Origin of the sequence: Bradyrhizobium sp. LjRoot220, from assembly GCF_964252915.1 — a bacterium.
Lineage (GTDB): Bacteria > Pseudomonadota > Alphaproteobacteria > Rhizobiales > Xanthobacteraceae > Bradyrhizobium.
This window is the reverse complement of the sequence record NZ_CAXUPS020000002.1, coordinates 59,040-80,993: the sequence shown is the minus strand read 5'-3', so window position 1 is coordinate 80,993 and position 21,954 is coordinate 59,040. Positions and strand designations below refer to the sequence as shown.

Annotated in this window: 20 protein-coding genes; 13 read left to right on the top strand and 7 right to left on the bottom strand. The window is 62.6% G+C overall.

What is annotated here, in order from left to right; translation table 11 throughout:
* Positions 1-229: 229 nt before the first annotated feature.
* Entirely contained in the window at positions 230-508 is a 279-nt protein-coding gene (locus ACSQ84_RS08685; protein WP_436212244.1) for a hypothetical protein, read from the top strand.
* 30 nt (positions 509-538) lie between these two features.
* Here ACSQ84_RS08685 and purU read toward each other — a convergent pair whose 3' ends face one another.
* Positions 539-1,402 carry a formyltetrahydrofolate deformylase gene (gene purU, locus ACSQ84_RS08680; protein WP_436211261.1) on the bottom strand — a complete coding sequence of 288 codons (864 nt, stop codon included), beginning with the start codon at positions 1,400-1,402 and terminating at the stop codon, positions 539-541.
* A gap of 140 nt (positions 1,403-1,542) precedes the next feature.
* On the opposite strand from purU, the gene ACSQ84_RS08675 reads away from it, so the two are divergent.
* Positions 1,543-2,388 (top strand): uroporphyrinogen-III synthase, encoded by an 846-nt coding sequence (locus tag ACSQ84_RS08675; protein ID WP_436211260.1) that lies wholly within the window; start codon positions 1,543-1,545, stop codon positions 2,386-2,388.
* A 24-nt stretch (positions 2,389-2,412) separates the two neighbouring features.
* Here the strand turns inward: ACSQ84_RS08675 and fcl are convergent, their stop codons facing one another.
* The 3 genes from fcl to ACSQ84_RS08660 all read right to left on the bottom strand — a co-directional run bounded on the left by fcl (position 2,413) and on the right by ACSQ84_RS08660 (position 5,421).
* The gene (gene fcl, locus ACSQ84_RS08670; protein ID WP_436211259.1) at positions 2,413-3,369 is read right to left on the bottom strand and encodes a GDP-L-fucose synthase; all 957 of its coding nucleotides are present in this window, start codon (positions 3,367-3,369) and stop codon (positions 2,413-2,415) included.
* Positions 3,350-4,435 (bottom strand): GDP-mannose 4,6-dehydratase, encoded by a 1,086-nt coding sequence (gmd, locus tag ACSQ84_RS08665; RefSeq protein WP_436211258.1) that lies wholly within the window; start codon positions 4,433-4,435, stop codon positions 3,350-3,352. The genes fcl and gmd overlap by 20 nt, the downstream gene beginning before the upstream one ends.
* A gap of 314 nt (positions 4,436-4,749) precedes the next feature.
* The gene (locus ACSQ84_RS08660; RefSeq protein ID WP_436211257.1) at positions 4,750-5,421 is read right to left on the bottom strand and encodes a Crp/Fnr family transcriptional regulator; all 672 of its coding nucleotides are present in this window, start codon (positions 5,419-5,421) and stop codon (positions 4,750-4,752) included.
* A gap of 417 nt (positions 5,422-5,838) precedes the next feature.
* On the opposite strand from ACSQ84_RS08660, the gene ACSQ84_RS08655 reads away from it, so the two are divergent.
* From ACSQ84_RS08655 to ACSQ84_RS08625, 7 genes are all read left to right on the top strand, one after another.
* Positions 5,839-6,654: an ABC transporter ATP-binding protein gene (locus ACSQ84_RS08655; protein ID WP_436211256.1), complete on the top strand. Its 816-nt coding sequence runs from the start codon at positions 5,839-5,841 to the stop codon at positions 6,652-6,654.
* On the top strand, positions 6,651-8,582 hold the full coding sequence (locus tag ACSQ84_RS08650) for a long-chain fatty acid--CoA ligase (RefSeq protein WP_436211255.1): 1,932 nt from the start codon (positions 6,651-6,653) through the stop codon (positions 8,580-8,582). The genes ACSQ84_RS08655 and ACSQ84_RS08650 overlap by 4 nt, the downstream gene beginning before the upstream one ends.
* Positions 8,579-9,472, top strand: a complete 894-nt coding sequence (locus tag ACSQ84_RS08645; protein ID WP_436211254.1) for a branched-chain amino acid ABC transporter permease — start codon at positions 8,579-8,581, stop codon at positions 9,470-9,472. Before ACSQ84_RS08650 ends, ACSQ84_RS08645 begins: the two co-directional genes overlap by 4 nt.
* A 6-nt stretch (positions 9,473-9,478) precedes the next feature.
* Positions 9,479-10,552, top strand: a complete 1,074-nt coding sequence (locus tag ACSQ84_RS08640) for a branched-chain amino acid ABC transporter permease (RefSeq protein WP_436211253.1) — start codon at positions 9,479-9,481, stop codon at positions 10,550-10,552.
* A 55-nt stretch (positions 10,553-10,607) separates the two neighbouring features.
* Positions 10,608-11,888 carry an ABC transporter substrate-binding protein gene (locus ACSQ84_RS08635; protein ID WP_436211252.1) on the top strand — a complete coding sequence of 427 codons (1,281 nt, stop codon included), beginning with the start codon at positions 10,608-10,610 and terminating at the stop codon, positions 11,886-11,888.
* A gap of 195 nt (positions 11,889-12,083) precedes the next feature.
* Positions 12,084-12,923, top strand: a complete 840-nt coding sequence (locus ACSQ84_RS08630) for an ABC transporter ATP-binding protein (RefSeq protein WP_436211251.1) — start codon at positions 12,084-12,086, stop codon at positions 12,921-12,923.
* 5 nt (positions 12,924-12,928) lie between these two features.
* Positions 12,929-14,152, top strand: coding sequence for a phenylacetate--CoA ligase family protein (locus tag ACSQ84_RS08625; RefSeq protein WP_436211250.1), 1,224 nt, complete (start codon positions 12,929-12,931; stop codon positions 14,150-14,152).
* A 220-nt stretch (positions 14,153-14,372) separates the two neighbouring features.
* Here the strand turns inward: ACSQ84_RS08625 and ACSQ84_RS08620 are convergent, their stop codons facing one another.
* From ACSQ84_RS08620 to ACSQ84_RS08610, 3 genes are read right to left on the bottom strand one after another with little or no spacing between them, the layout of a single operon-like run.
* Entirely contained in the window at positions 14,373-15,470 is a 1,098-nt protein-coding gene (locus tag ACSQ84_RS08620; RefSeq protein WP_436211249.1) for a DegT/DnrJ/EryC1/StrS family aminotransferase, read from the bottom strand.
* Between the two features lie 11 nt (positions 15,471-15,481).
* Positions 15,482-15,949, bottom strand: a complete 468-nt coding sequence (locus ACSQ84_RS08615; protein WP_436211248.1) for an acyltransferase — start codon at positions 15,947-15,949, stop codon at positions 15,482-15,484.
* On the bottom strand, positions 15,946-17,007 hold the full coding sequence (locus ACSQ84_RS08610; protein WP_436211247.1) for a Gfo/Idh/MocA family protein: 1,062 nt from the start codon (positions 17,005-17,007) through the stop codon (positions 15,946-15,948). Before ACSQ84_RS08610 ends, ACSQ84_RS08615 begins: the two co-directional genes overlap by 4 nt.
* A gap of 328 nt (positions 17,008-17,335) precedes the next feature.
* On the opposite strand from ACSQ84_RS08610, the gene ACSQ84_RS08605 reads away from it, so the two are divergent.
* From ACSQ84_RS08605 to ACSQ84_RS08590, 4 genes are all read left to right on the top strand, one after another.
* Positions 17,336-18,601: a hypothetical protein gene (locus ACSQ84_RS08605; RefSeq protein ID WP_436211246.1), complete on the top strand. Its 1,266-nt coding sequence runs from the start codon at positions 17,336-17,338 to the stop codon at positions 18,599-18,601.
* A gap of 223 nt (positions 18,602-18,824) precedes the next feature.
* Positions 18,825-19,937 (top strand): dTDP-glucose 4,6-dehydratase, encoded by a 1,113-nt coding sequence (gene rfbB, locus ACSQ84_RS08600; RefSeq protein ID WP_436211245.1) that lies wholly within the window; start codon positions 18,825-18,827, stop codon positions 19,935-19,937.
* Positions 19,938-19,944: 7 nt separating this feature from the next.
* Positions 19,945-21,135 (top strand): CgeB family protein, encoded by a 1,191-nt coding sequence (locus tag ACSQ84_RS08595; RefSeq protein WP_436211244.1) that lies wholly within the window; start codon positions 19,945-19,947, stop codon positions 21,133-21,135.
* Positions 21,132-21,929: a class I SAM-dependent methyltransferase gene (locus tag ACSQ84_RS08590; protein ID WP_436211243.1), complete on the top strand. Its 798-nt coding sequence runs from the start codon at positions 21,132-21,134 to the stop codon at positions 21,927-21,929. The genes ACSQ84_RS08595 and ACSQ84_RS08590 overlap by 4 nt, the downstream gene beginning before the upstream one ends.
* Positions 21,930-21,954 lie beyond the last annotated feature (25 nt).

Below are 21,954 nucleotides of genomic sequence, written 5' to 3'. Positions count from 1 at the left end.
GGATGCGCTTCCACGCTGCGGAGCCTCCACACCAGAATGTCTAAGGTATTATGATGCCTAAACCGCCCGCATGCGACATCTCGATCGTGAAACCGAATTCGGACGTTCGGCTATTTGTACGTTTGTACAAACGCTATGCTCCTGTCAACAAAGAAGCACTGGCAGCGCAGTGCCGCAAGGCGGCCCCAAATCCATCATCCTTAAAGGTCTAGGTTGTAACCTGCCGCCAATGTCGATCCGTGCCCGCCATATCCTTGTCATCGTTGCTGTCGCGCTTGCGGCCTGCTCCCTGAGCGGCTGCGGGACCATCAACGAAAAACTCTCGGCCGGGGTCAGCGACGCCATCCCGGTCTGGGCCGGAGGCCTTTCGGCCGATGCGCCGCCGCGGCCGGGCACCGCGAAGTACGACGAGTTCATGAAGGAACGCGAGCGGAAGCGCATGATGCCTGCCGCTGAACGCGGCGAGGAAGCAAAACCTGCTTCATCGTCGCAAAGCGCCAAACAATAGGCGCGCGAACATTCCGCGCGCACCCTCCGGTCAGTCCATGAACACGACGGTCTTGCGGCCGTTGAGGATGACGCGATCCTCCAGATGATGGCGCATGGCGCGGGCGAGCACCCGGCGTTCGATATCGCGGCCCTTGCGCGAGAGGTCTTCGGGCGTATCGCGGTGGCTGATGCGCTCGACGTCCTGGTCGATGATCGGGCCTTCGTCGAGATCGCGGGTCACGTAGTGCGCGGTCGCGCCGATCAGCTTGACGCCGCGCTCATGCGCCTGATGGTAGGGCCGCGCGCCCTTGAAGCCCGGCAGGAACGAGTGATGGATGTTGATGCAGCGCCCCGACAATTGTGCCGACATCTCGTCCGACAGGATCTGCATGTAGCGAGCCAGCACCACGAGGTCGGTGCCGCTGTCCTGCACCAGCTTCAGGACCGCCTGCTCCTGCTCGCGCCTGGTCTCCTTGGTGACCGGCAGATAGTGAAACGGGATCGCACCGAAATCGAGGTTGCCATAGGTCTCGCGCGGATGGTTGGAGACAACGGCGGTTGGGATCATCTGCAGTTCGCCGGTGCGCCAGCGGTAGAGGATATCGACCAGACAATGATCGGATTTGGAGACCAGCAGCATCACCCGGCGGTGGCTGGCGCGGTCGCGCATCTGCCAATCCATGCCGAAGCGGTCGGCGATCCCAGCGAAACCGGTCTGCAGCGCGCTCAATTCGACCGCGAGGTCGGCAGCCGTGAACACCACCCGCATGAAGAATTTTCCGGTCTCGACATCGTCGAACTGCTGGGCGTCGAGGATGTTCTGGCCGTTATGGGCCAGAAAGGTCGACACCGCGGAGACGATGCCGGGACGATCCGGGCAGGACAGGGTCAGGACGAATTGATGATCGGGCATGGCGCGGACTTGACTGCAATTCAGGCAAAGGAATGAAACGCTGGCTTGTGGCCTGCTCTATCACCGCCAAGACGCTTGCGCCAATCCGGAAACCGGAGTCAGGATGAACAAAGCACGACGATCTGCGTTGGAGCGAGGTCATGGCAGACAGACTGAGCGGCTACCGTATCCTGATCCTGGAAACGCGCGAGGAAGCGCAGTTTTCCCGCCTGCTCACCGAACAGGGCGCCGACGTGCTGCAATGTCCGATGTTCACCATCCACGACGCGCCGGATCCGGCGCCGATCGAGGCCTGGATCAAGCGCTGCGTCGAGGCGCCGTTCGACGATCTGGTGCTGATGACCGGCGAAGGCCTGCGCCGGCTGATGAAGGTGGTGCGCCGCATTGGCTTGGAGGGCGAATTCGTGGCCGCGCTCGGCAAGGCCCGCAAGTTCGCGCGCGGCCCCAAACCCGGACGTGCCTTGCGCGAAATCGGGCTGGAGCCCCAGGCGACGACCGAAAAGCCGACATCGGAGGGCATTGCCGAGATGCTGTCGCGCATCGACCTGAACGGCCACCGCCTCGGCCTCCAGCTCTATCCGGACAAGGATCACAGCGTGCTGATCGGCGCGATCAAGGCGCAGGGCGCCGAGGTCGATACCGTGCTGCCCTATGTCTATGACGCGCAGGCGGCCGACGCCAACATCGTCACCGCCATCGACGAGATGGCGGCCGGCCGCATCGACGCGATCGCGCTGACCAATCTGGGCCAGGTCCGCCGCCTCGTCGAAGTCGCGCGCGCACGTGGATGTGAGGCACGGCTCCGCGATGGGCTGGCGCGTACGCCGATTGCTTCCGTGGGACCCGTGGTTTCCGACGAGCTCAAATCCCACGGGCTGCGCGCCGACATCTCGCCGGCCGACGACGCTTACTTCATGCGGCCGCTGATATCGGCGATGGCGGCGGCGCTCGGCAAAACCCCGCCGCGCGCGACGGCAGCGAAGTAGCCGCATCGTCGCAATGACGGAAAATCACTCGGCCGCTTGCTTGGATTCGTTCAGATAGGCCTGATAGGCGAGCTTGAGGCCATCCTCGAGCGAGGTGCTGGCGCGCCAGCCGAGTTTGGCCAGCCGGCCGCTGTCGAGCAATTTGCGCGGCGTGCCGTCGGGGCGCGAGGTGTCATAGCTGATCTCGCCGACATAGCCGACGGTTGCCGCGACCAGGCGGGCGAATTCGGCGATGGTGATGTCCTCGCCGGCGCCGATATTGATCAGCTCGCCGCTGGAATAGGTCTTCATCAGATAGATGCAGGCGTCCGCGAGATCGTCGACATAGAGGAATTCCCGGCGCGGCGCGCCGGTCCCCCACACGGTGACGTTCCGCGCTCCTGAAACCTTGGCTTCGTGGAAACGCCGGATCAGGGCGGCGACGACGTGGCTGTATTCGGGATGATAATTGTCGCCGCTGCCGTAAAGGTTGGTCGGCATCACGTTGATGAAGTCCGAGCCGTACTGGCTGCGATAGGCCTCGACCATCTTGATGCCCGCGATCTTGGCGATCGCATAGGGCTCATTGGTCGGCTCCAGTTCCCCCGTCAGCATGGAATCTTCACGCAATGGCTGCGGCGCCAGCTTGGGATAGATGCAGGAGGAGCCGAGGAACATCAATTTCTCGGTCGCATTGACGTGGGCTGCGTGGATGACGTTGGTCGCGATCACGAGATTGTCGTAGAGGAATTCGGCGCGCAGCGTGTTGTTGGCAACGATGCCGCCGACCTTGGCCGCCGCCAGAAACACGGCCTGCGGACGTTTGGCGGCGAACCATTTGTTGACGGCGGCCTGATCGCGCAGATCGAGTTCGGCGCGCCGGATCGTCAAGAGTTCGACGTCTTCCTGCGCGAGCCGGCGCACCAAGGCGGCGCCGACCATGCCGCCATGCCCGGCAACGAAGACCGTCTTGCCTTTCAGCTCAAACGGAACTCTTGCCATTGGCAACCTCTCGTCTTGCGGTCGCAAGATCGCCCGCGACCATTTCCTTGACCAGCTGGGCGAACGGCGTCTTCGGCTTCCAGCCCAGCTTCGCCTGCGCCTTGCTGGCATCGCCGATCAGAAGATCGACTTCGGTCGGCCGGAAATACACCGGATCGATGCGCACGATGGTCTTGCCGGATTTCCTGTCGATGCCGGTCTCGTCGACGCCCTTGCCACGCCACTCGATGGTGCGGCCGACTTCGGCAAACGCCAGCTCGACGAACTCGCGCACCGAGCGGGTCTCGCCGGTCGCCAGCACGAAATCGTCGGGCGCATCGACCTGCAGGATCTTGTGCATGCCTTCGACGTAATCGCGCGCATGGCCCCAGTCGCGCTTGGCCTCGAGATTGCCGAGATAGAGCATATCCTCAAGACCGGTCTCGATCCGCGCCACGCTGCGTGTGATCTTGCGCGTCACGAAGGTTTCGCCGCGGATCGGACTCTCATGATTGAACAGGATGCCGTTGGAGGCGAACATGCCATAGGCCTCGCGGTAGTTCACCGTGATCCAGTAGCCATAAAGCTTGGCGACGGCGTAGGGCGAGCGCGGATAGAACGGCGTGGTTTCCTTCTGCGGCACTTCCTGGACCAGCCCGTAGAGTTCCGAGGTCGACGCCTGGTAGAACCGCGTCTCCTTCTCCATGCCGAGGATCCGGATCGCCTCCAGTAAGCGAAGCACGCCGATGCCATCGGCATTGGCGGTATATTCCGGGCTCTCGAAGCTGACGGCGACATGGCTCTGGGCGGCGAGATTGTAGATCTCGGTCGGCCTGATCTGCTGCATCAGCCGGATCAGGTTGGTGGAATCGGTCATGTCGCCGTAGTGCATCAGAAACGGCACATTGCCGGCGTGCGGATCCTGATAGAGATGGTCGACCCGCGCCGTATTGAACGAGGACGAGCGGCGCTTGATGCCGTGCACGGTATAGCCGAGGCCGAGCAGATATTCGGCGAGATAGGCGCCGTCCTGGCCGGTGACGCCGGTAATCAGCGCGACGCGCCGCTTCGAATCCTGAACCGCCATATTCTCTCCAACACCCCGCCCGCGCGGCCCAACGGCTGCGACGACCCCGGTAAGTTCCAGCCGCCGGTCCGCCCCAAAACTGCCTCCGGGACGCCCGCGGGGCCGGCATTTGCCCCTGTCATGCCCCCATTCGCCCAGCCAAACCGGGCGCGCAAGAGGCCTCAACCGTGCGGCGCAGGCCATAGCATCCAGCCCCGGCGAAGTCTAATCCCAAAGCCGTTTGAAATCAGTCCTTTAGGCGCCGGGTCCGGGCCCACCGTCCGGCGCGCTGATTCCCGGAAAAAACACGGCTCGCGGTGTGCGGACTTCAGACGTCACTCATAGCTGCGCAACCGATCGAGATCGATGATGGTCACGCCGCCATATTCGAGCCGGAGCAGGCCTTCCTTCTCCAGCCGCTTCAGGCACTGGTTGGCATTCTGCCGCGAGATGCCCGAGAGCGCCCCGATTTCCTCCTGCGTGATTTCAAGATGCGGCGTGAGATCGGGATAAAGAATGGGGTTGAACAAGGAGGCGATCGACCGTGCCAGGCGCGCGGTCGCGTCCAGCGTGCGGCCGTATTCGAGCAATCCGATGAACTGGCCGAGACGCTCGTTGAGTTGCCGGACCAGGAAGCGATTAAATCCGACGCTGTTTTCGAACAGCCAGATGAACGTCGTGCGGTTCATCATCGCCAGACGCGTGTCGCGCAACGCCACCACGTCGTAGCGCCGGGGCTCGTTCTTGAGCACGGAGCCCTCGCCGAACCAGGCGCCCGCCGTCAGGCCGGCAAAACTGGCGGCCTTGCCGCCGCGGGAGACGATCCCCATCCGGGCGAGACCCCTGACAACGCCGGTCCAGTATTCGAAGGGGTCGCCGCGCATGAAGACGAATTCATTGGCGCGATAGGATTTTTCGACGATGCCGGCGCGCGCGATGTCGATCTCGCGTTCGTTCAGTTCGTGCGACCAGGCCGCGATGCGTTTCAGGGAATCCGGGGCAATCATGATCTCATCGACTATCGCCTGGCTTCATCATATTGCGCTGCAACAATAGACCCGAGCAACCGTTCCGCGCGATCGGCGGAGCACCTCGATCACGGTACGCCGTCGAAATTTGCTGACCAATTGTCAGGCACAAGACATTTTAGCGTAACGCTTTCCACTATTGAGAGCCACCTCGCGCCAGCCGACTTATGGCCCAACCGACAAGCGGATGGCGCGCGGAAAAACGGCGGAGATGGGTGCGGCGTTACCGCGCATGTGATCCTGCCGAGCAAGACGACAAAGGCATCGCGCGGCGCGCGGCATCATTAGTCGGATGGCTTGGCGGTACCTGGCGATGTAGGATTGCGACTGCGATTGCGAACGATAGATAACGATAGATAAAGAGCGCTGCCTAAGCGCCGTATCTGGAGGGAATGAGTGGCTTACACGTTGGAAGTGCGCGGGGTATCACTGCGCTTTGGCGGCGTTCGCGCGCTGACCGAAGTCTCATTCGGCGTGAACGATGGCGAATTGTTTTCGATCATCGGCCCGAACGGCGCCGGCAAGACCTCGATCGTCAATTGCATTTCGGGCCGCTACAAGCCGACCGAAGGCCAGTTGTTATACCGCGGCAAGGACATCACCGGCTTAAATCCCAATGCGCGGCCCTCACTCGGCATCGGCCGCACCTTCCAGAATCTCGCGCTGTTCCACCACATGAGCGTGCTCGACAACATCATGGTCGGGCGGCACCACCTCCTGAAGAACAATTTCATCACGGGATCGCTGTACTGGCTGACTGGCGCGCGCCGCGAGGAACTCGAGCACCGCCGCAAGGTCGAGGAGATCATCGACTTCCTCGACCTGCAGTCGGTGCGCAAGGCGACCGCCGGCACACTGCCTTACGGCTTGCGCAAGCGCGTCGAACTGGCGCGCGCGATGGCGCTGGAGCCGCAACTGATCCTGCTCGATGAACCCATGGCCGGCATGAACTTCGAAGAGAAGGAAGACATGGCGCGCTACATCGTCGATCTCAACGAAGAGTTCGGCATGACCGTGATGATGATCGAGCACGACATGGGCGTGGTGATGGATATCTCCCACCGCGTCATGGTGCTGGATTTCGGCCGCAAGATCGCCGAGGGCGACCCGGCCGCGGTGCTCGCCGACCCCCATGTCAAACGCGCCTATCTGGGTGAAGAGGACGAAGCCCTGGTCGATCCCGATGACAGGCCGGCGGAGAGCGCGGCATGATGGATTACGCCGGACGCGCCGCAAAGGCCGACACCTATCCGAAGCTGCTGCGGCTCAATGCGAAGGAGCACGGCGGCGAGATCGCGCTGCGTGAAAAGGATCATGGGCTGTGGCGCGTATTCACCTGGAACGACTACCAGACCCGTGTGCATGATTTCGCGCTCGGCATGATCGAACTCGGCCTCGGCCGCGGCGACGTCATCGGCATCATCGGCGATAACCGGCCGGACTGGATGGCGGCCGAGATCGCCACGCATGCGATTGGCGGCATGAGCCTTGGCCTTTATCGCGACGTGCTGGATGAGGAAGCCGCTTACCTCTTGAGCTACGGCGAGGCCAAACTGGTGTTCGCCGAGGACGAAGAGCAGGTCGACAAGCTGCTGGCGCTCGCCGAGCGCGTGCCCGACCTCAAGCACATCGTCTATTCCGATCCGCGCGGCATGCGCAAATACGACGATCCGCGCCTGATGGAAGCCGACAAGCTGGTGGCGATGGGACGCGCCCGCGCCGCGCGCGAGAGCGGTCTCTACGACCGGCTGGTGGATGATACCAAGGGCGAGGATGTCGCCATCCTCTGCACCACGTCGGGCACCACCGCCAACCCCAAGCTTGCGATGCTGGCCGCCGGACGGGTGCTGCGGCATTGCGCGACGTATCTGGCGTTCGACCCGAAGGGACCGGATGACGAATACGTCTCGGTGCTCCCCCTGCCCTGGATCATGGAACAGGTCTACGCGCTCGGCAAAGGGCTGCTCTGCCGGATGAAGGTCAACTTCGTCGAAGAGCCCGAAACCATGATGCACGATTTCCGCGAGATCGCGCCGACCTTCGTGCTGTTCGCGCCGCGGGTCTGGGAATCGATTGCGGCCGACGTCCGTGCCGGCGTGATGGACTCCTCGCCGCTCAAGCAAAAGCTCTATGACCTCGGCATGAAGTTGGGCCTTGCGGCGCTCGCCGAAGACAAGCAGTCCCTGCTCGCCGACCAGTTGCTGTTCCGCGCCCTGCGCGACCGCCTCGGTTTCACCCGGCTGCGTTCGGCCGCCACCGGCGGCGCGGCGCTGGGGCCGGATACGTTCAAGTTCTTCCAGGCGATGGGCGTGCCGCTGCGCACGCTCTACGGCCAGACCGAACTGTTAGGGGCCTATACGCAGCATCCGTCTGGCAAGGTCGATCCGGACACGACGGGCGTGCCGATGGGCGCGGAGATCGAAATCCGCGTCGACAATCCCGACATCAATGGCGTCGGCGAAATCGTGGTGCGTCACCCCAACATGTTCCTCGGCTACTACAAGGCCCCGGAAGCCTCCGCCGCCGACATGAAGGACGGCTGGATGCATTCCGGCGATGCCGGCTATTTCAACGACAACAACCAGCTCGTGGTGATCGACCGCATCAAGGATCTGGCCGAGACCTCGCGCGGCGAGCGCTTCTCGCCGCAATACCTGGAAAACAAGCTGAAGTTCTCGCCCTACATCGCCGAGACCGTCGTGCTCGGCGCCGGCCGCGACGCGCTGGCGGCGATGATCTGCATCCGCTACTCGATCATTTCGAAATGGGCAGAGAAGAACCGCATTTCGTTCACGACCTACACCGACCTCTCCTCCCGCCCCGAGGTGTATGAACTGGTGCGCAAGGAGGTCGAAGCCGTCAACGCCACGCTGCCGCCGGCCCAGCGCATCTCCCGCTTCCTGCTGCTCTACAAGGAACTCGATGCCGACGACGGCGAACTCACCCGTACTCGAAAAGTTCGCCGCAGCGTCATCAACGAGAAATATGCCGGGATCATCGATGCGATCTATGGCGGCAAGCGCGACATTCCGGTCGACACCGTGATCCGCTTCCAGGACGGCACCACCCAGCGCATCCGCACCACGCTGCGGGTGGTGGATCTCGGAACCAACGCACCGCTCGCGGAGGCCGCGGAATGAATACCCAGCTCCTGATCCAGCTTCTGGTCAACGGCCTCGTGGTCGGCACGCTCTACGGCGTGGTCGCGATGTCGTTTGTGCTGATCTACAAGGCCACCCAGGTGGTGAATTTCGCGCAAGGCGAACTGCTGCTGGTCGGCGCCTGGGTGTGCTGGTGGCTGCTGACGAAATACCAGGTGCCATTCTATCTGGGCATGCCGATCACGCTGGTGTTCATGTTCCTGTTCGGCATTGCCATCCAGGTGATCATCCTGCGTCCGATGGTTGGTGAGCCGATCATTTCGGTAATCATGGTGACGATTGCGCTCTCCACCGTGTTCGCCGCGCTGATGAAATGGATATTCGGCGTAAATCTGCAACCGTTTCCGCGCATCTTCGCCACTCAGAACGTCAACATCCTCGGGCTGCAGGTGCAGACCGTCTATTTGATGAGCCTTGCGGTCTCGCTGGCGATGATGGTGGGCATGGCGTGGTTCTTCCGCCTGTCCAAATATGGCCTGGCGATGCGGGCTACCGCGTTCAACCAGCAGGTGGCGCAGTCGCTCGGCATTTCCGTCAAGAGCGTATTCGCGATGGCCTGGGCGATTTCGGCGACGGTTTCGGCGGTGGCCGGTGTCGTGGTGGCGGTCGTCAACGGCGTCTCCGCGGGTCTGTCGGCCTATGGCGTCAAGGTATTCCCGGCGGCGATCCTCGGCGGCCTCGACAGCGTCGGCGGTGCGGTGCTCGGCGGCATCATCATCGGCCTGCTGGAGAACGTCGCACATTTCGTCGACAGTGAGTATCTGCACTGGGGCAATCTCTACGAAATCGCGCCGTTCTATGCGCTGATCATCATCCTGATGATCAAGCCCTATGGCCTGTTCGGCACCAAAGACATCGAGCGGGTGTAATCCATCATGGCAACCCAGACCCTGATCCCCGCCGGCGATTTCCGCACCACCTATGCGGCGGATACCACCGTATTTCCGACCAGAACCAGCCGCAACGCGATGATATCAGGCATCGTCCTGATCTGCTTTGCGCCGCACGTTCTCAACGAATACAGTCTCAGCCTGCTGATCCAGATCGGCATCTTCGGCATTGCCGCCCTCGGCCTCAATATCGTGGTCGGCTTCACCGGCCAGATTTCGATCGGCCATGCCGCCTTCTTCGGCTTCGGCGCCTTCACGTCCGCCTATCTTTCGAACCGGTTCGGCATCCCGGTGTTCTTCTGCATTCCGCTTGCGGGTGTGGTCACTGCAGGGGTCGGTCTGATCTTCGGGCTGCCTGCCGCGCGCCTGAAAGGGCTGTATCTCGCGATCGCAACGCTGGCCGCGCAATACATCCTGCTGGATTTCTTCGCGCGGGCCGAATGGTTCACCGGCGGCAGCGTGCCCGCGAGCGCGGAGCCGTTCTCGATCTTCGGCTACTCGCTGCGCGGCGATAAGAAGTATTTCTACGTCGTGCTCGCCTATGTGATCGTCTGCTATCTGCTGGTGACCAATCTGATCCGTTCGCGCGACGGCCGCGCGCTCGTCGCGGTGCGCGACCACTATCTGTCCGCCGAGATCATGGGCATCAACCTCACCAAATACCGCACGCTGTCGTTCGGCCTCGCCGCCTTCTTTGCCGGCGTCGGCGGCGCGCTCTATGCGCATTACAACCAGGTCGTCTCCAACGAAGGCTTTGGCATCGACCGCTCGATCATCTTCCTGGCGATGATCATCATCGGCGGCATCGGCTCGGTAATGGGCACACTGATGGGCACGGCTTTCATGGTGCTGCTGCCGGAGTCGATGGAATGGCTCAGCGTCGCATTGCGCGACAGCCCGATCGATCAGTTCCTCGGATTGAAGAACAACATCGCTTTCCTGCGCGAGATGGCCATCGGGATCATCATCATCGTCTTTCTGGTCTTTGAACCGGACGGACTGGCGCACCGCTGGCGACGCATCAAGGCATACTGGAAACTCTACCCGTTCTCGCATTGAGGTTAAGAACGGGACCGATAACAAAAGACCTCAGCAAAAGACCGGAGGAAATACGATGACGACGAAGAGTCTATTGAGCACCGCTTCGCTTGCGCTTCTGCTCGGCGCGACTTCAGCCAGCGCGCAAGCGCCGATCTCGCTGGGCCATCTTGCCGACTATTCGGGACCCACGTCAGACGTCGGAACGTCATTTGGACAGGGCGTCGCCGACACCTATGCATGGATCAACAAGAACGGCGGCATCAACGGCACCCAGGTCAAGGTCGATACCGTCGACTACGGCTATCAGGTGCCGCGCGCGATCGCCCAGTACAAGAAATGGTCGGGTTCCGACAAGGTGTCCGCCATTCTCGGATGGGGCACCGCCGATACCGAAGCCCTCACCGGCTTCCTCGCCGAGGATAAGATTCCCGACATCTCGGCGTCCTACGCGGCAGCCCTTTCGGACCCGACCGGCGCCGGCGGCAAGGCCAAGCCCGCGCCCTACAATTTCTTCTATGGCCCGAGCTATTCGGACGCCGTTCGCGGCATGCTGACCTGGGCTGCCGAAGACTGGAAGGCCAAGGGCAAGCCGGGCAAGCCGAAATTCGTCCATATGGGTGCCAACCATCCATACCCGAACGCGCCGAAGGCCGCGGGCGAAGCCATCGCGACGGAACTCGGCTTCGAGCTGCTGCCGCCGATCGTGTTCGCGTTGACGCCGGGTGACTACAGCGCGCAGTGCCTGAGCCTGAAGAGCTCCGGCGCCAACTACGCTTATCTCGGCAACACCGCGGGCTCGAACATCTCGGTGCTGAACGCCTGCAAGGCCGCAGGGGTCGACGTCCAGTTCCTCGGCAACGTCTGGGGCATGGACGAGAACGCCGCCAAGGCCGCCGGCGCCGCCGCCGACGGCGTGGTGTTTCCGCTGCGCACCGCCGTGGCATGGGGCGGCAGCGCCCCCGGCATGAAGACGGTGATGGATATCTCCAAGATGTCCGATGCAGCCGGCACGGCCTACCGTCCGGTTCACTACCTCGCCGGCGTCTGCACCGCGATGTACATGAAGGAAGCCGTCGAATGGGCCGCCAAGAACGGTGGCGCCACCGGCGAGAACGTCAAGAAGGGGTTCTACCAGAAGAAGGATTGGGTGCCCGCCGGCATGGAAGGCGTCTGCAATCCGTCGACCTTCACCGACAAGGATCACCGCGGCACGCTCAAGGTCGATCTGTATCGCATGAAGGTCGCCGGTGCGACCGACGCGCCGCTGAGCGACCTCGTCAAGAACGGCGCGATCAAGCTCGACAAGGTGAAAGTCATCGACCTGCCGCGCAAGGCCGAATGGCTGGGCTGGTAAGCCCGGCTGTCTAAACGTCCTCAGCTGTCATCCCCGCCTTGTGCGCGATTGCGCACTGGAGCGGGGATCCAGTACGCCGCGGCGCCCCGGTAGATCGCAGGCGCCTCTGGAATACTGGATCACCCGCTTTCGCGGGTGATGACAGCGGCGGGTGGTACGAAACGGCCGGTCTATTGAAGACGCTGGGATCACGGCATGACAGAAGCAACTCAGATTGATCGCGCACCGGCGGCGGCGCAAACCGACACGCCGCTGCTCGACGTGCGCAACATCGAAGTGGTGTACGACAACGTCATCCTGGTGTTGCGCGGATTGAGCCTCGAAGTGCCCAGGGGGGCGATCGTGGCGCTGCTCGGCGCCAATGGCGCCGGCAAGTCGACGACGCTAAAGGCGATCTCCGGCCTGCTCAAGACCGAGGACGGCGAGGTCACCCGCGGCGAGATCGTGTTCGACGGCGAGCGCATCAACGGCATCGATCCCGACAAGATCGTCCGCCGCGGCATCTTCCAGGTGATGGAGGGCCGCCGCATCATCTCGGACATGACGTCGGTGGAAAACCTCAAGCTCGGCGCCTTTACCCGCACCGACAATCAGGTCGGCGCCGACATCGACATGGTCTTCCGGTATTTCCCGCGCCTGAAGGAGCGCACGGGACTGGCCGGTTACCTCTCCGGCGGCGAACAGCAGATGCTGGCGATCGGCCGCGCGCTGATGGCGCGACCGAAGATGATCCTGATGGACGAGCCCTCGATGGGGCTGTCGCCGCTGCTGGTCAAGGAAGTGTTCGCCATCATCAAGGAAATCAACCGCGATCTCGGCGTCACCATCCTCTTGGTCGAGCAGAACGCACGGGCAGCCCTCTCGGTCGCGAGCCACGGCTACATCATGGAACAGGGCAAGGTGGTGCTCGACGGCTCCGCCGACGAATTGCGCGACAACGAGGATGTGAAGGAGTTCTACCTCGGCGGCGCCGGCGACCAGCGCAAGAGCTTCAAGAACCTGAAAAGCTTCAAGCGACGAAAGCGCTGGCTGTGAACGCCATGACCGACCACTACGACGCCCTTGAAACGCGTGAGCCGATCCAGCGTGAGGCGGAATTGTTCTCGCGCCTGCCGGACGTGCTGCGCCGGGCGATGGCAGCGCCGGCCTATGCCGAACGCCTGAAGGGCGTCGACCCGGCTTCCGTGACGAGCCGGGCTGCGCTGGCGCACCTGCCGGTGCTGCGCAAGTCCGAACTCCCTGCCCTGCACAAGGCCGCACCGCCCTTCGGCGGGCTCGTGGAGGGGCCCCTGGGGTCGTTCGGACGGCTGTTCACCTCCCCGGGGCCGATCTTCGAGCCTGAGGCCATTGATGCCGACCCCTGGCGCGGTGCGCGGGCGCTGTTTGCGGCTGGCTTCCGGCCCGGTGACGTCGTGCTCAATACCTTCAGCTATCATCTGACGCCCGGCGGCTTCATTTTCGACGCCTCGGCGCGGGCGCTGGGCTGTGCGGTCATCCCGGCCGGGCCCGGCAATACGGACGCGCAGTTCGAACTGATCGAGGCCTATCGCCCGGTCGGCTACAGCGGCACGCCGGACTTCCTCAAAATCCTGCTCGATGCCGCCGCCAGCGCCGGCCGCGACGTCTCCTCGATCAAGCGCGCGCTGGTCTCGGGCGCGGCCTTTCCGAAATCGCTGCAGGACGAAGTCAAGGCGCGCGGCGTCGATGCCTACCAGGGGTTCGGCACCGCCGACCTCGGCATCATTGCCTTCGAGACGGCGGCCCATGACGGCATGGTCGTGAACGAGGACCTGATCTTCGAAATCGTGCGGCCCGGCACCGGCGATCCCGTTGCGCCCGGCGACGTCGGCGAGATTGTCGTCACCTCGCTCGACCCGCACCACCCCTGGATCCGGCTTGCGCTCGGCGATCTCACCGCGGTGCTGCCGGGGACCAGCGCCTGCGGGCGCACCAACATGCGCATCAAGGGCTGGATGGGCCGCGCCGACCAGACCACCAAGGTCAAGGGCATGTTCGTGCGCCCGGAGCAGATCGCGGAGATCGGCAAGCGCCACCCTGAATTGGGGCGGCTGCGCCTCGTCGTGACGCGATCGGGCGAAAGCGATCTGATGACGCTGAAGGCGGAGACCTCCTCCCCCAGCGAGGCCGCCCAGTCCGAACTCGCCGCCACGCTGCGCGCGGTGACAAAACTCGGCGGCAACGTCGAACTGGTTGAAGCCGGCGCGCTGCCGAACGACGGCAAGGTGATCGCGGACGAGCGCTAGGGCGTCATGGCCAGGCGCTGAATCGCCTCGCCTCGGAACGATGCATTTGCGGCCTCGGACGCGATGCAGCGCTGGGCCGGCACCAAAAATTGCGAAAACAACCCCATGCAAAGAAAGGATTGGGCCTCGCACCCATCCCAAAACACAAGATCTAGCGTTGCTGGGGTGCATCCCAGACCTGAGAAACAGCGGCCCTCGCGCGGCACCACTTTATTTCGGTCTAGAACTTGCGGACGAGATCGATGACCTCGGCCTGCTGCTGGCGCGTGATCTCGGCGAACATCGGCAGCGACAGGATCTTGCCCTGATCGGCAAAGGCGTTCGGAAATTGCTCGGGACGATGACCGAACCGCTGATAGGCGGCAAGGAACGGCAGCGCGGTCGGATAGTTGATCGCGGTCTGCACCCCGTTGGCGTTCAAATGCGCCGCCAGCGCGTCGCGGCGTGGATGCTTGATCGTATAGAGGTGATAGACGTGGCTGCGGTCCGGCGCGACCTGCGGCACGACGACATCCTCGATCTGGTTGAGGCCGGCATCGTAGACACCGGCAGCGTTCTGGCGGGCCTCCGTCCAGTTTTGCAGATGCGGCAGTTTGGCCGACAGGATCGCCGCTTGCATGCCGTCGAGCCGGCTGTTGATGCCTTCGATGCGGTGCTGGTGCTTCACCAGGCCACCATGGCGCGCCAGCATGGTCATGTGTTCGGCCAGCGCATCGTCGCTCGTGACGACCGCCCCAGCATCGCCCATCGCGCCGAGATTCTTGCCTGGATAGAACGAGTAGGTCGCGGCCGCGCCGAACGTTCCGATCTGCCGCCCTTTATAGCGCGCCAGATGCGCCTGCGCGCAATCCTCGATCACCCAAAGCTTGTGCTTGCGTGCGATCGCCATGACCGCGTCCATGTCCGCTGGCTGCCCATAGAGGTGCACCGGGATGATGCCGACGGTGCGCGGCGTGATCGCCGCCTCGATCGCCGCCGGATCGATCGTGAACGTGGCGCCGTCGGTATCGCAGAACACGACCGTTGCGCCGGCGTGGCTGATCATCGCCGACGTGCTGATCCACGAATGCGCCGTGGTGATGACCTCGTCACCCGGTTTCACCTTCAGTGCGGCCATCGCCAGATACAGCGCATCGGTGCCGTTGGCGCAGGACACGCAATGCTTGACGTCCACGGCGGCGGCAAATTCCCGCTCGAAGGCATCGACGTAGGAACCGCGGATGAAGGCGTTGTCGCGGATCACGGCCGCGATCGCGCCATCGATCTCGCTTTTGATGGTCTGGTACTGCAGTTGCAGATCCGCAAAGGGCACCGGCATCGATCGTGCTCCTATTTGCCGGTCAGGAGCCGGCGCGCCGGATTGCCGGCATAGGTTCCGGCAATCGTGATGTCCTTGGTGACCACCGAGCCCGCGCCGATCACGACGTCATCGACGATGTTGACCGGCATGATGGTGGCGTTGGAGCCGATCGAGACGCGATTGCCAATGACGGTCTTTCGCCACAGGTCCTTGTTGCCGTGGGCCGGGCCGCCGGTCGAAAACGTGTCGTTGACGAACATCACGCCGTGGCCGACGAAGCAGTCTTCGCCAATCGTCACCAGTTCGCAGATGAAGGCGTGAGACTGCACGCGCGTGCGTGCGCCGACGACGACGCCGTTCTGGATCTCGGTGAAAGGCCCGACAAAGCAATCGTCGCCGAGCTTGCAGCCATAGAGATTGCACGGCTCCACGATCCTGACCCGGACGCCGAAATCGACGTCACGCAGACCGGCCTGATGTACCTCCGGCCGGTTCACGAAGCGACCCCGAGCCGGCCGAGGCGCGGCGTAAAACGAAGCGGCACTTCGGCGCCGGTCTCGATCGATTCATACAGCGCCGAGATCAGTTCCAGGCTCTTGCGGCCCTCGATACCGTCGACCAGCGCCGCGTGCTGGTTCACCAGGCAATTGACCACGTGCTGGTAGTAGGCCTGATGACCGAAGCCGTAGACGTTCGGCGGATTGACCGAAAACTTTTCGATCACGTCCCGATCCGAGGCAAGCTCGTCGACGAAGCGCCAGTGCCGGATCTGGTTGACCGCGAAGCCTGCGATCTCGACGGTTCCCTTCTCGCCCAGGATCGAGAGCGAACCTTCGAGGTCGGTCGGCCGCACCGCGGTGGTCGCCTCGATGATCCCGAGCGCGCCGTTGCGGAACTTGAGCGTCGCGACCGCGGTGTCCTCGGTCTCGATCTTTGCCAGCGCGGTGATCCCGCGGGCATGAACGCTGACGACATCGCCGAAGAACCACTCCAGCATGTCGACGTGATGGCTGGCCTGATTGGTCAGTACGCCGCCGTCATAGGCCCAGGTGCCGCGCCAGGCGTCCTGATCGTAATAGGCCTGATCGCGGCACCAGCGCACCCGCACGGTGCCGAGAATGAGACGTCCAAACCGGCCCGCGTCCAGCGCCTCGCGGGCCTTCACCACGGGAACGTTGAAGCGGTTCTGCTTGACCACGAAAAGTTTGACGCCGGCCTCGTCGCAGGCGCGCATCATGTCGTCGGCATCCCCCAGCCGAAGTGCCATCGGCTTCTCGACCACGACGTGTTTGCCGGCCTTCGCGCAGGCGATGGCATGCTGAGGGTGCATCCCGCTGGGTGTCAGCACCGCAACCGCGTCGATGTCCTTTCGCGCCAGAAAGTCGTCGATATCGTAATGTGCGGGAATACCGAACTTCGACGCGATCGCATCCGCGCGGCCCCGAATGGGATCGCAGACAGCGACGAGACTGGCCTGGTCGATGTGACCGCCGCCCAACAACTCGGAGTGACGCTTGGCAATGCGCCCGCATCCGAGCAAGCCAAATCTAACCATCGAAAAAGCCTTAACTGAGCGCCATGGCCACGGACGGCGCGCCCCTATGCGCCAAGATACCTATATTAAGAAAAGCCCTTGCAAATCAAGTCAGTCGGGCGCCGACGACCCCGCCTCGGATGGGCCGGAGTCAGTGCCGGTCGCTTTGACAGGCACCTCGCGCAAGCAGGCGCTGAAGCAGTCGACTCACTGCCGCGCGCCGCCGTCAGGCCAGTGAGGATCTAGCCACAGGAACCGCCCCAAGTTGTGTCTGACAGGGCAGTGAGCTAGTGAATAGCCGAACCGGGTGATGGACCCGACAAGATCCAATCGAATCATGAAAACCTGGATGGCCGGCAGCCCCAAGATTCAAGTCTGGCTGAAGTTGTCCGTTCTGCTTGCCATTCACACGATCCTTTGCTGCATATCGCTGGTCTACCTGGCGCCATATCACACATTTCATCTGTTTTATGACGAACGGTTGTGGCTACACGCCGTCATCGTGGTCGCGGCATTCTCGGCGATATCCCTGCTGTTTGTTTTTTCCGAGTTCAGCTTCGGTTACTTCATCGGGCTCTATTTTTATACGATGATCCTTGGCTTTCTCTGGCTCAGCACTTTCTCCGATCTGAAGTACAATCACCTTCTGGCGGAAATCTCCGCCGCCGCATCGGCGATCGCATTCTTACTGCCCGCGCTCCTCATCTCCTCGCCGCTTCGGCCTTTCACGATGAGCGAAAAAGCCTTTGAGCGGCTATTGATGCTGATCCTGCTGCTGGCGGTTGCGACAATCGCGTTCAGCGCAATTTACAGTTTCAGGGTGGTGGGCATTGGAGAAATCTACAATTACCGCGACGAACTCAAGATTCCGACGCTCCTGAAGTACGCGATCGGAATAGCTTCCACGGTGCTGTTGCCATTCGCATTCGCCTGTTTTCTGGCGCGTGACGCCTGGTGGCGCGCAGCAGCCACGCTCGTACTGCTGTTGCTGTTCTATCCCATTACGCTCAGCAAGCTCGTGTTATTCGCGCCGTTATGGCTTGTTGCCATCGCCGCGCTGTCCAGATGGTCGGGGGCGAGGACCGCTGCGATCCTGTCGCTGTCACTGCCGCTCCTCGCGGGTCTGGTGCTGATGGCGCTTTTTTCGCAGCACGCCTACCCGTTCGCCCATCTGTTCAACCTGCGTGTGGTTGCGATTCCGTCCATCGCCATGGACATCTACAATGATTTCTTTGCCAACCACGATCTCACATATTTTTGCCAGATATTGCTCGCCAAGGCCTTTGTCACGTGCCCGTATCACGAGCCGCTGTCCATCGTGATGCAGCGGACCTACGGGTTGGGGCATTTCAATGCGTCGCTGTTTGCAACCGAAGGCATCGCATCGGTTGGACCCTGGCTGGCGCCGTTTTCAGCCTTGATCTGCGGGCTCGTCATCGCGCTCGGAAACCGCGCCTCCGCCGGCCTGCCGTCCCGATTCGTGCTGATATCCAGTTGTGTGCTCGCGCTGGTCCTGCTCAACGTGCCCTTGACGACGGCCCTCGTGACCCACGGCGCGGCCATCCTGTTTCTCCTGTGGTACATCACGCCCCGCCCGCCTGTCAGAGTTGCCTAGTCCTGGAAGAACCAGCGATTTGCAGCGCTATTGACGATCGAAATTGGACTAACTATCAATCGATCAGGGTAAAAACGGCATTTCAGGCCAAGTGCTGGAAAGCTTGCGTCGCTGCCAGTTGTTCTCGGCACTTCCAGTGAAAACCCGCCCAGTGAAAATCCGTCGAACGAAGACGCTCGGCTCCTCCGGCAACGTGCAGGCGCCAGGCCATGCAAAGGTTCCGATGCGTAATATTCTGATCAGCGGCGGCGCGGGGTTCATCGGGCAAAACCTGGTGCATGCGTGGCGGGCCGCGCGACCGGCGGACCGGATCGTCGTGCTGGATGCCGTGACCTATGCAGCCAACCTTCGCAGCCTGGATCCCTTGATCGCCGACCGCAGCATCACCTTCGTCAAGGGTGACATCGGTGACGCCGCGCTGGTGCGACGTCTGTTTGACGAACATCAGTTCACGCGGGTCGCGCATCTTGCCGCCGAGTCTCACGTCGATCGATCGATCGCCGATCCCGAGGCCTTCCTGCAGACCAATGTGCTCGGCACCTTTGCACTGCTCCAGACGGCGCTGGACAGCTGGCGGTCCGCCGGCACGATGGATGACGCCCGATTCTTGCACGTGTCGACCGACGAGGTTTACGGCTCGCTCGGACTTGCCGATCCCGCCTTCTCGGAGACATCGCCGTATCGTCCCAATTCACCGTACGCCGCGAGCAAGGCGGCGAGCGATCATCTGGTGCGCAGCTTCGTCGTGACCTACGGCATGCCGGCGCTGATCACCAATTGCTCGAACAATTACGGATCGTACCAGCATCCCGAGAAGCTGATCCCGCTGATGGTCATTCATGCGCTGGAAGGAAAGCCGTTGCCGATCTATGGCGACGGCTCCAATATCCGCGACTGGCTGCACGTGTCCGATCACTGCGACGCGCTGATGGCGGTGATCGAACGCGGCCGTATCGGAGAGACCTACAATATCGGCGGCGGCAACGAGCGGAACAACCGCGACGTCGTCGGCCTGATCTGCGACACGCTCGACCGCGCGTTTGCCATCGACCCGAAATTGGCGTCGCGCTTTCCGTCGTGCCCGGCAGCCTCCGGAAATTCCTGCCGCTCGCTGATCAGCTTCGTCACGGACCGACCGGGACATGATCACCGCTATGCGATCGATGCCGGCAAGCTGGCCCGCGAACTCGGCAGCCGGTGCAGCATCGGATTTGAAGCGGGGCTGGAGCAGACCGTGAATTGGTACCTCGACCAGGAGACATGGTGGCGCGATGTGACCAGCGGCGCCTACCAGGCATGGATCGAGAAGAATTACGGCTTCAGGATCGCGGTCTAGAACCACCATGCGCATTCTCGTCCTCAACGCGGATTATCCGCGCTTCCTGGCTTGGTTCTACGGCCGCCACGGCGGACTGGAGAGTGCTTCCTATGCCGCGCAGATGGCGGCACGAAATGCCAGCCTGTTCGGCGTCGCCGATTTCTATTCGCGGAATTTTGCGGCGCTCGGCCATGTCGCCGCAGAAATCCACGTCAACAATACCTGGCTTCAAACCGCATGGGCCCGCGAGCACGGCATGGCGTTCGAGGCGCCGGCGGCAGCAAATGCCGAGCGCCGCGCTCTTCCGGGATGGGTGCAGCGCATCGCGACACCGTTCAAGCCGATGCTAAGGCCGCTCGCGCGCAAGATCGGACTGAGCCCGAAGCTTGACGGTCGGACCGAGAAGATTCTGCTCGCGCAGATCGAAGACTTCCGGCCTGACCTGGTGCTCAATCAGGATACGTTTTATATCGACACCAGCTTCATGCGGCGGGTCCGGGCAATCGGCAATCCCGTTCTGATTGGCCAGGTCGGGATCGAGCCGTCGCGCGGCGAGGACTGGACCGTCTACGATCTGATGATCTCGCAATTACCGACCACCGTAAACGCCTTTCGCAAGCTCGGCGTCCGGTCCGAACTCAATCACCTGGCATTCGAACCATCGATTCTCGGCGCACTGCCGCAGGCGCCTGAACCGGACGTCGATGTTTCCTTCGTCGGCACTGTGTCCACCGATCATCGGCAGCGGATTGCGCTGCTGGAAGCCGTCGCCGAGAGATATGACCTCAAATTGTGGGGCAATCTTCCGCGATCGGTTGCCGCCTCCTCGCCGCTGCACCGCTGCTTCCAGGGCGAGGTGTGGGGCGTAGAGATGTATCAAACGCTGCGGCGCTCGCGCATCACGCTCAATTCGCATATCGACTTTGCCAACCGGGAAGCCGGCAACATGCGCCTGTTCGAGGCGACCGGCGTCGGCGCCTTCTTACTGACCGACTTCAAGGAAAACCTGGACACGCTGTTTGCGCCGGACCGCGAGGTCGCCGTGTGGCGCTCAATCGACGAATGTCTTGACGTCATCGAGAGCTGCCTGCGCAACCATAGCGGCCGAGCGGAGATTGCACGGGCCGGTCAGGCCAGAACGCTGGCGCAGCACACGTACCGTCATCGCGCGGCTGAAATCCTTGGTCTCGCCGATGGGCCGCGGGCAAACCGATGAAGCTCCCCGGCATCATCAGGCTGGCCGGCAAGCGCGTCGTCAAGGCCTCGCCAATCCTGCGCCGTCATATCCTGGCGTCCACCGACTATCGCGTGCTCGCCAGCATCGAAGAGGCGCATCAAGCATCGATTTCATCGGACGGATGGCTTGCCGCCCGTACGGTGCTGCGGCAGGAACGCGCCTATCGCGGCCTGATCGCGGCGATGAAGCGCGGAGAACCGCGGCTCGATTTCGAGGTAGCGGCGGAAGCCGTCGCGGCGACCGCCATTGTGCGCCCCCGCCTGCTCGAGGTTGGCTGCGGCAGCGGCTATTATTCGGAAGTGTTCGCGACCCTGCTGGCCGATCGCGTCGCCTATACCGGCATTGATTACTCGGCCGCGATGATCGCGCGAGCCCGCACGATGTATCCCTCAGCAGCCTTCGGCGTAGCCGACGCAACCAGATTGCCGTACGCGGATTCCGCGTTCGACATCGTCTTCAACGGCGTATCGCTGATGCATATTCTGGATTATCCGGCCGCCATTCGCGAAGCCGCGCGGGTCGCGGGCGGCTATTGTATTTTTCACACCGTGCCGGTGTTTGACGATCACCAAACGACCTTCCTGAGCAAATACGCCTATGGCTCGCCCGTCGTCGAGATCATCTTCGGCAAGCAGGAACTGATGTCACTGTGCCTTGACGCCGGATTGCGGCTCGAACGCGAATGGCCGAGCATTCCCTACGACGTTTCCGACGTGACAGGCCATCGTTCGGCGACGCAGACTTACCTGTTCGCCAAGAGGCCGAACTCCTGATCGCCGGCTGCCAGAATGCGCTGGA

Excerpts from the sequence above, each read along its gene's own strand:
- ACSQ84_RS08595 (WP_436211244.1), top strand. The coding sequence starts at position 19,945 with ATGCGCATTCTCGTCCTCAACGCGGATTATCCGCGCTTCCTGGCTTGG.
- ACSQ84_RS08650 (WP_436211255.1), top strand. The coding sequence starts at position 6,651 with ATGATGGATTACGCCGGACGCGCCGCAAAGGCCGACACCTATCCGAAG.
- ACSQ84_RS08640 (WP_436211253.1), top strand. The coding sequence starts at position 9,479 with ATGGCAACCCAGACCCTGATCCCCGCCGGCGATTTCCGCACCACCTAT.
- fcl (WP_436211259.1), bottom strand. The coding sequence starts at position 3,369 with ATGGCAAGAGTTCCGTTTGAGCTGAAAGGCAAGACGGTCTTCGTTGCC.
- rfbB (WP_436211245.1), top strand. The coding sequence starts at position 18,825 with ATGCGTAATATTCTGATCAGCGGCGGCGCGGGGTTCATCGGGCAAAAC.
- ACSQ84_RS08660 (WP_436211257.1), bottom strand. The coding sequence starts at position 5,421 with ATGATTGCCCCGGATTCCCTGAAACGCATCGCGGCCTGGTCGCACGAA.
- ACSQ84_RS08685 (WP_436212244.1), top strand. The coding sequence starts at position 230 with ATGTCGATCCGTGCCCGCCATATCCTTGTCATCGTTGCTGTCGCGCTT.
- ACSQ84_RS08610 (WP_436211247.1), bottom strand. The coding sequence starts at position 17,007 with ATGGTTAGATTTGGCTTGCTCGGATGCGGGCGCATTGCCAAGCGTCAC.
- ACSQ84_RS08635 (WP_436211252.1), top strand. The coding sequence starts at position 10,608 with ATGACGACGAAGAGTCTATTGAGCACCGCTTCGCTTGCGCTTCTGCTC.
- ACSQ84_RS08605 (WP_436211246.1), top strand. The coding sequence starts at position 17,336 with ATGGCCGGCAGCCCCAAGATTCAAGTCTGGCTGAAGTTGTCCGTTCTG.
- purU (WP_436211261.1), bottom strand. The coding sequence starts at position 1,402 with ATGCCCGATCATCAATTCGTCCTGACCCTGTCCTGCCCGGATCGTCCC.
- ACSQ84_RS08630 (WP_436211251.1), top strand. The coding sequence starts at position 12,084 with ATGACAGAAGCAACTCAGATTGATCGCGCACCGGCGGCGGCGCAAACC.
- ACSQ84_RS08625 (WP_436211250.1), top strand. The coding sequence starts at position 12,929 with ATGACCGACCACTACGACGCCCTTGAAACGCGTGAGCCGATCCAGCGT.
- ACSQ84_RS08620 (WP_436211249.1), bottom strand. The coding sequence starts at position 15,470 with ATGCCGGTGCCCTTTGCGGATCTGCAACTGCAGTACCAGACCATCAAA.
- gmd (WP_436211258.1), bottom strand. The coding sequence starts at position 4,435 with ATGGCGGTTCAGGATTCGAAGCGGCGCGTCGCGCTGATTACCGGCGTC.
- ACSQ84_RS08675 (WP_436211260.1), top strand. The coding sequence starts at position 1,543 with ATGGCAGACAGACTGAGCGGCTACCGTATCCTGATCCTGGAAACGCGC.
- ACSQ84_RS08590 (WP_436211243.1), top strand. The coding sequence starts at position 21,132 with ATGAAGCTCCCCGGCATCATCAGGCTGGCCGGCAAGCGCGTCGTCAAG.
- ACSQ84_RS08645 (WP_436211254.1), top strand. The coding sequence starts at position 8,579 with ATGAATACCCAGCTCCTGATCCAGCTTCTGGTCAACGGCCTCGTGGTC.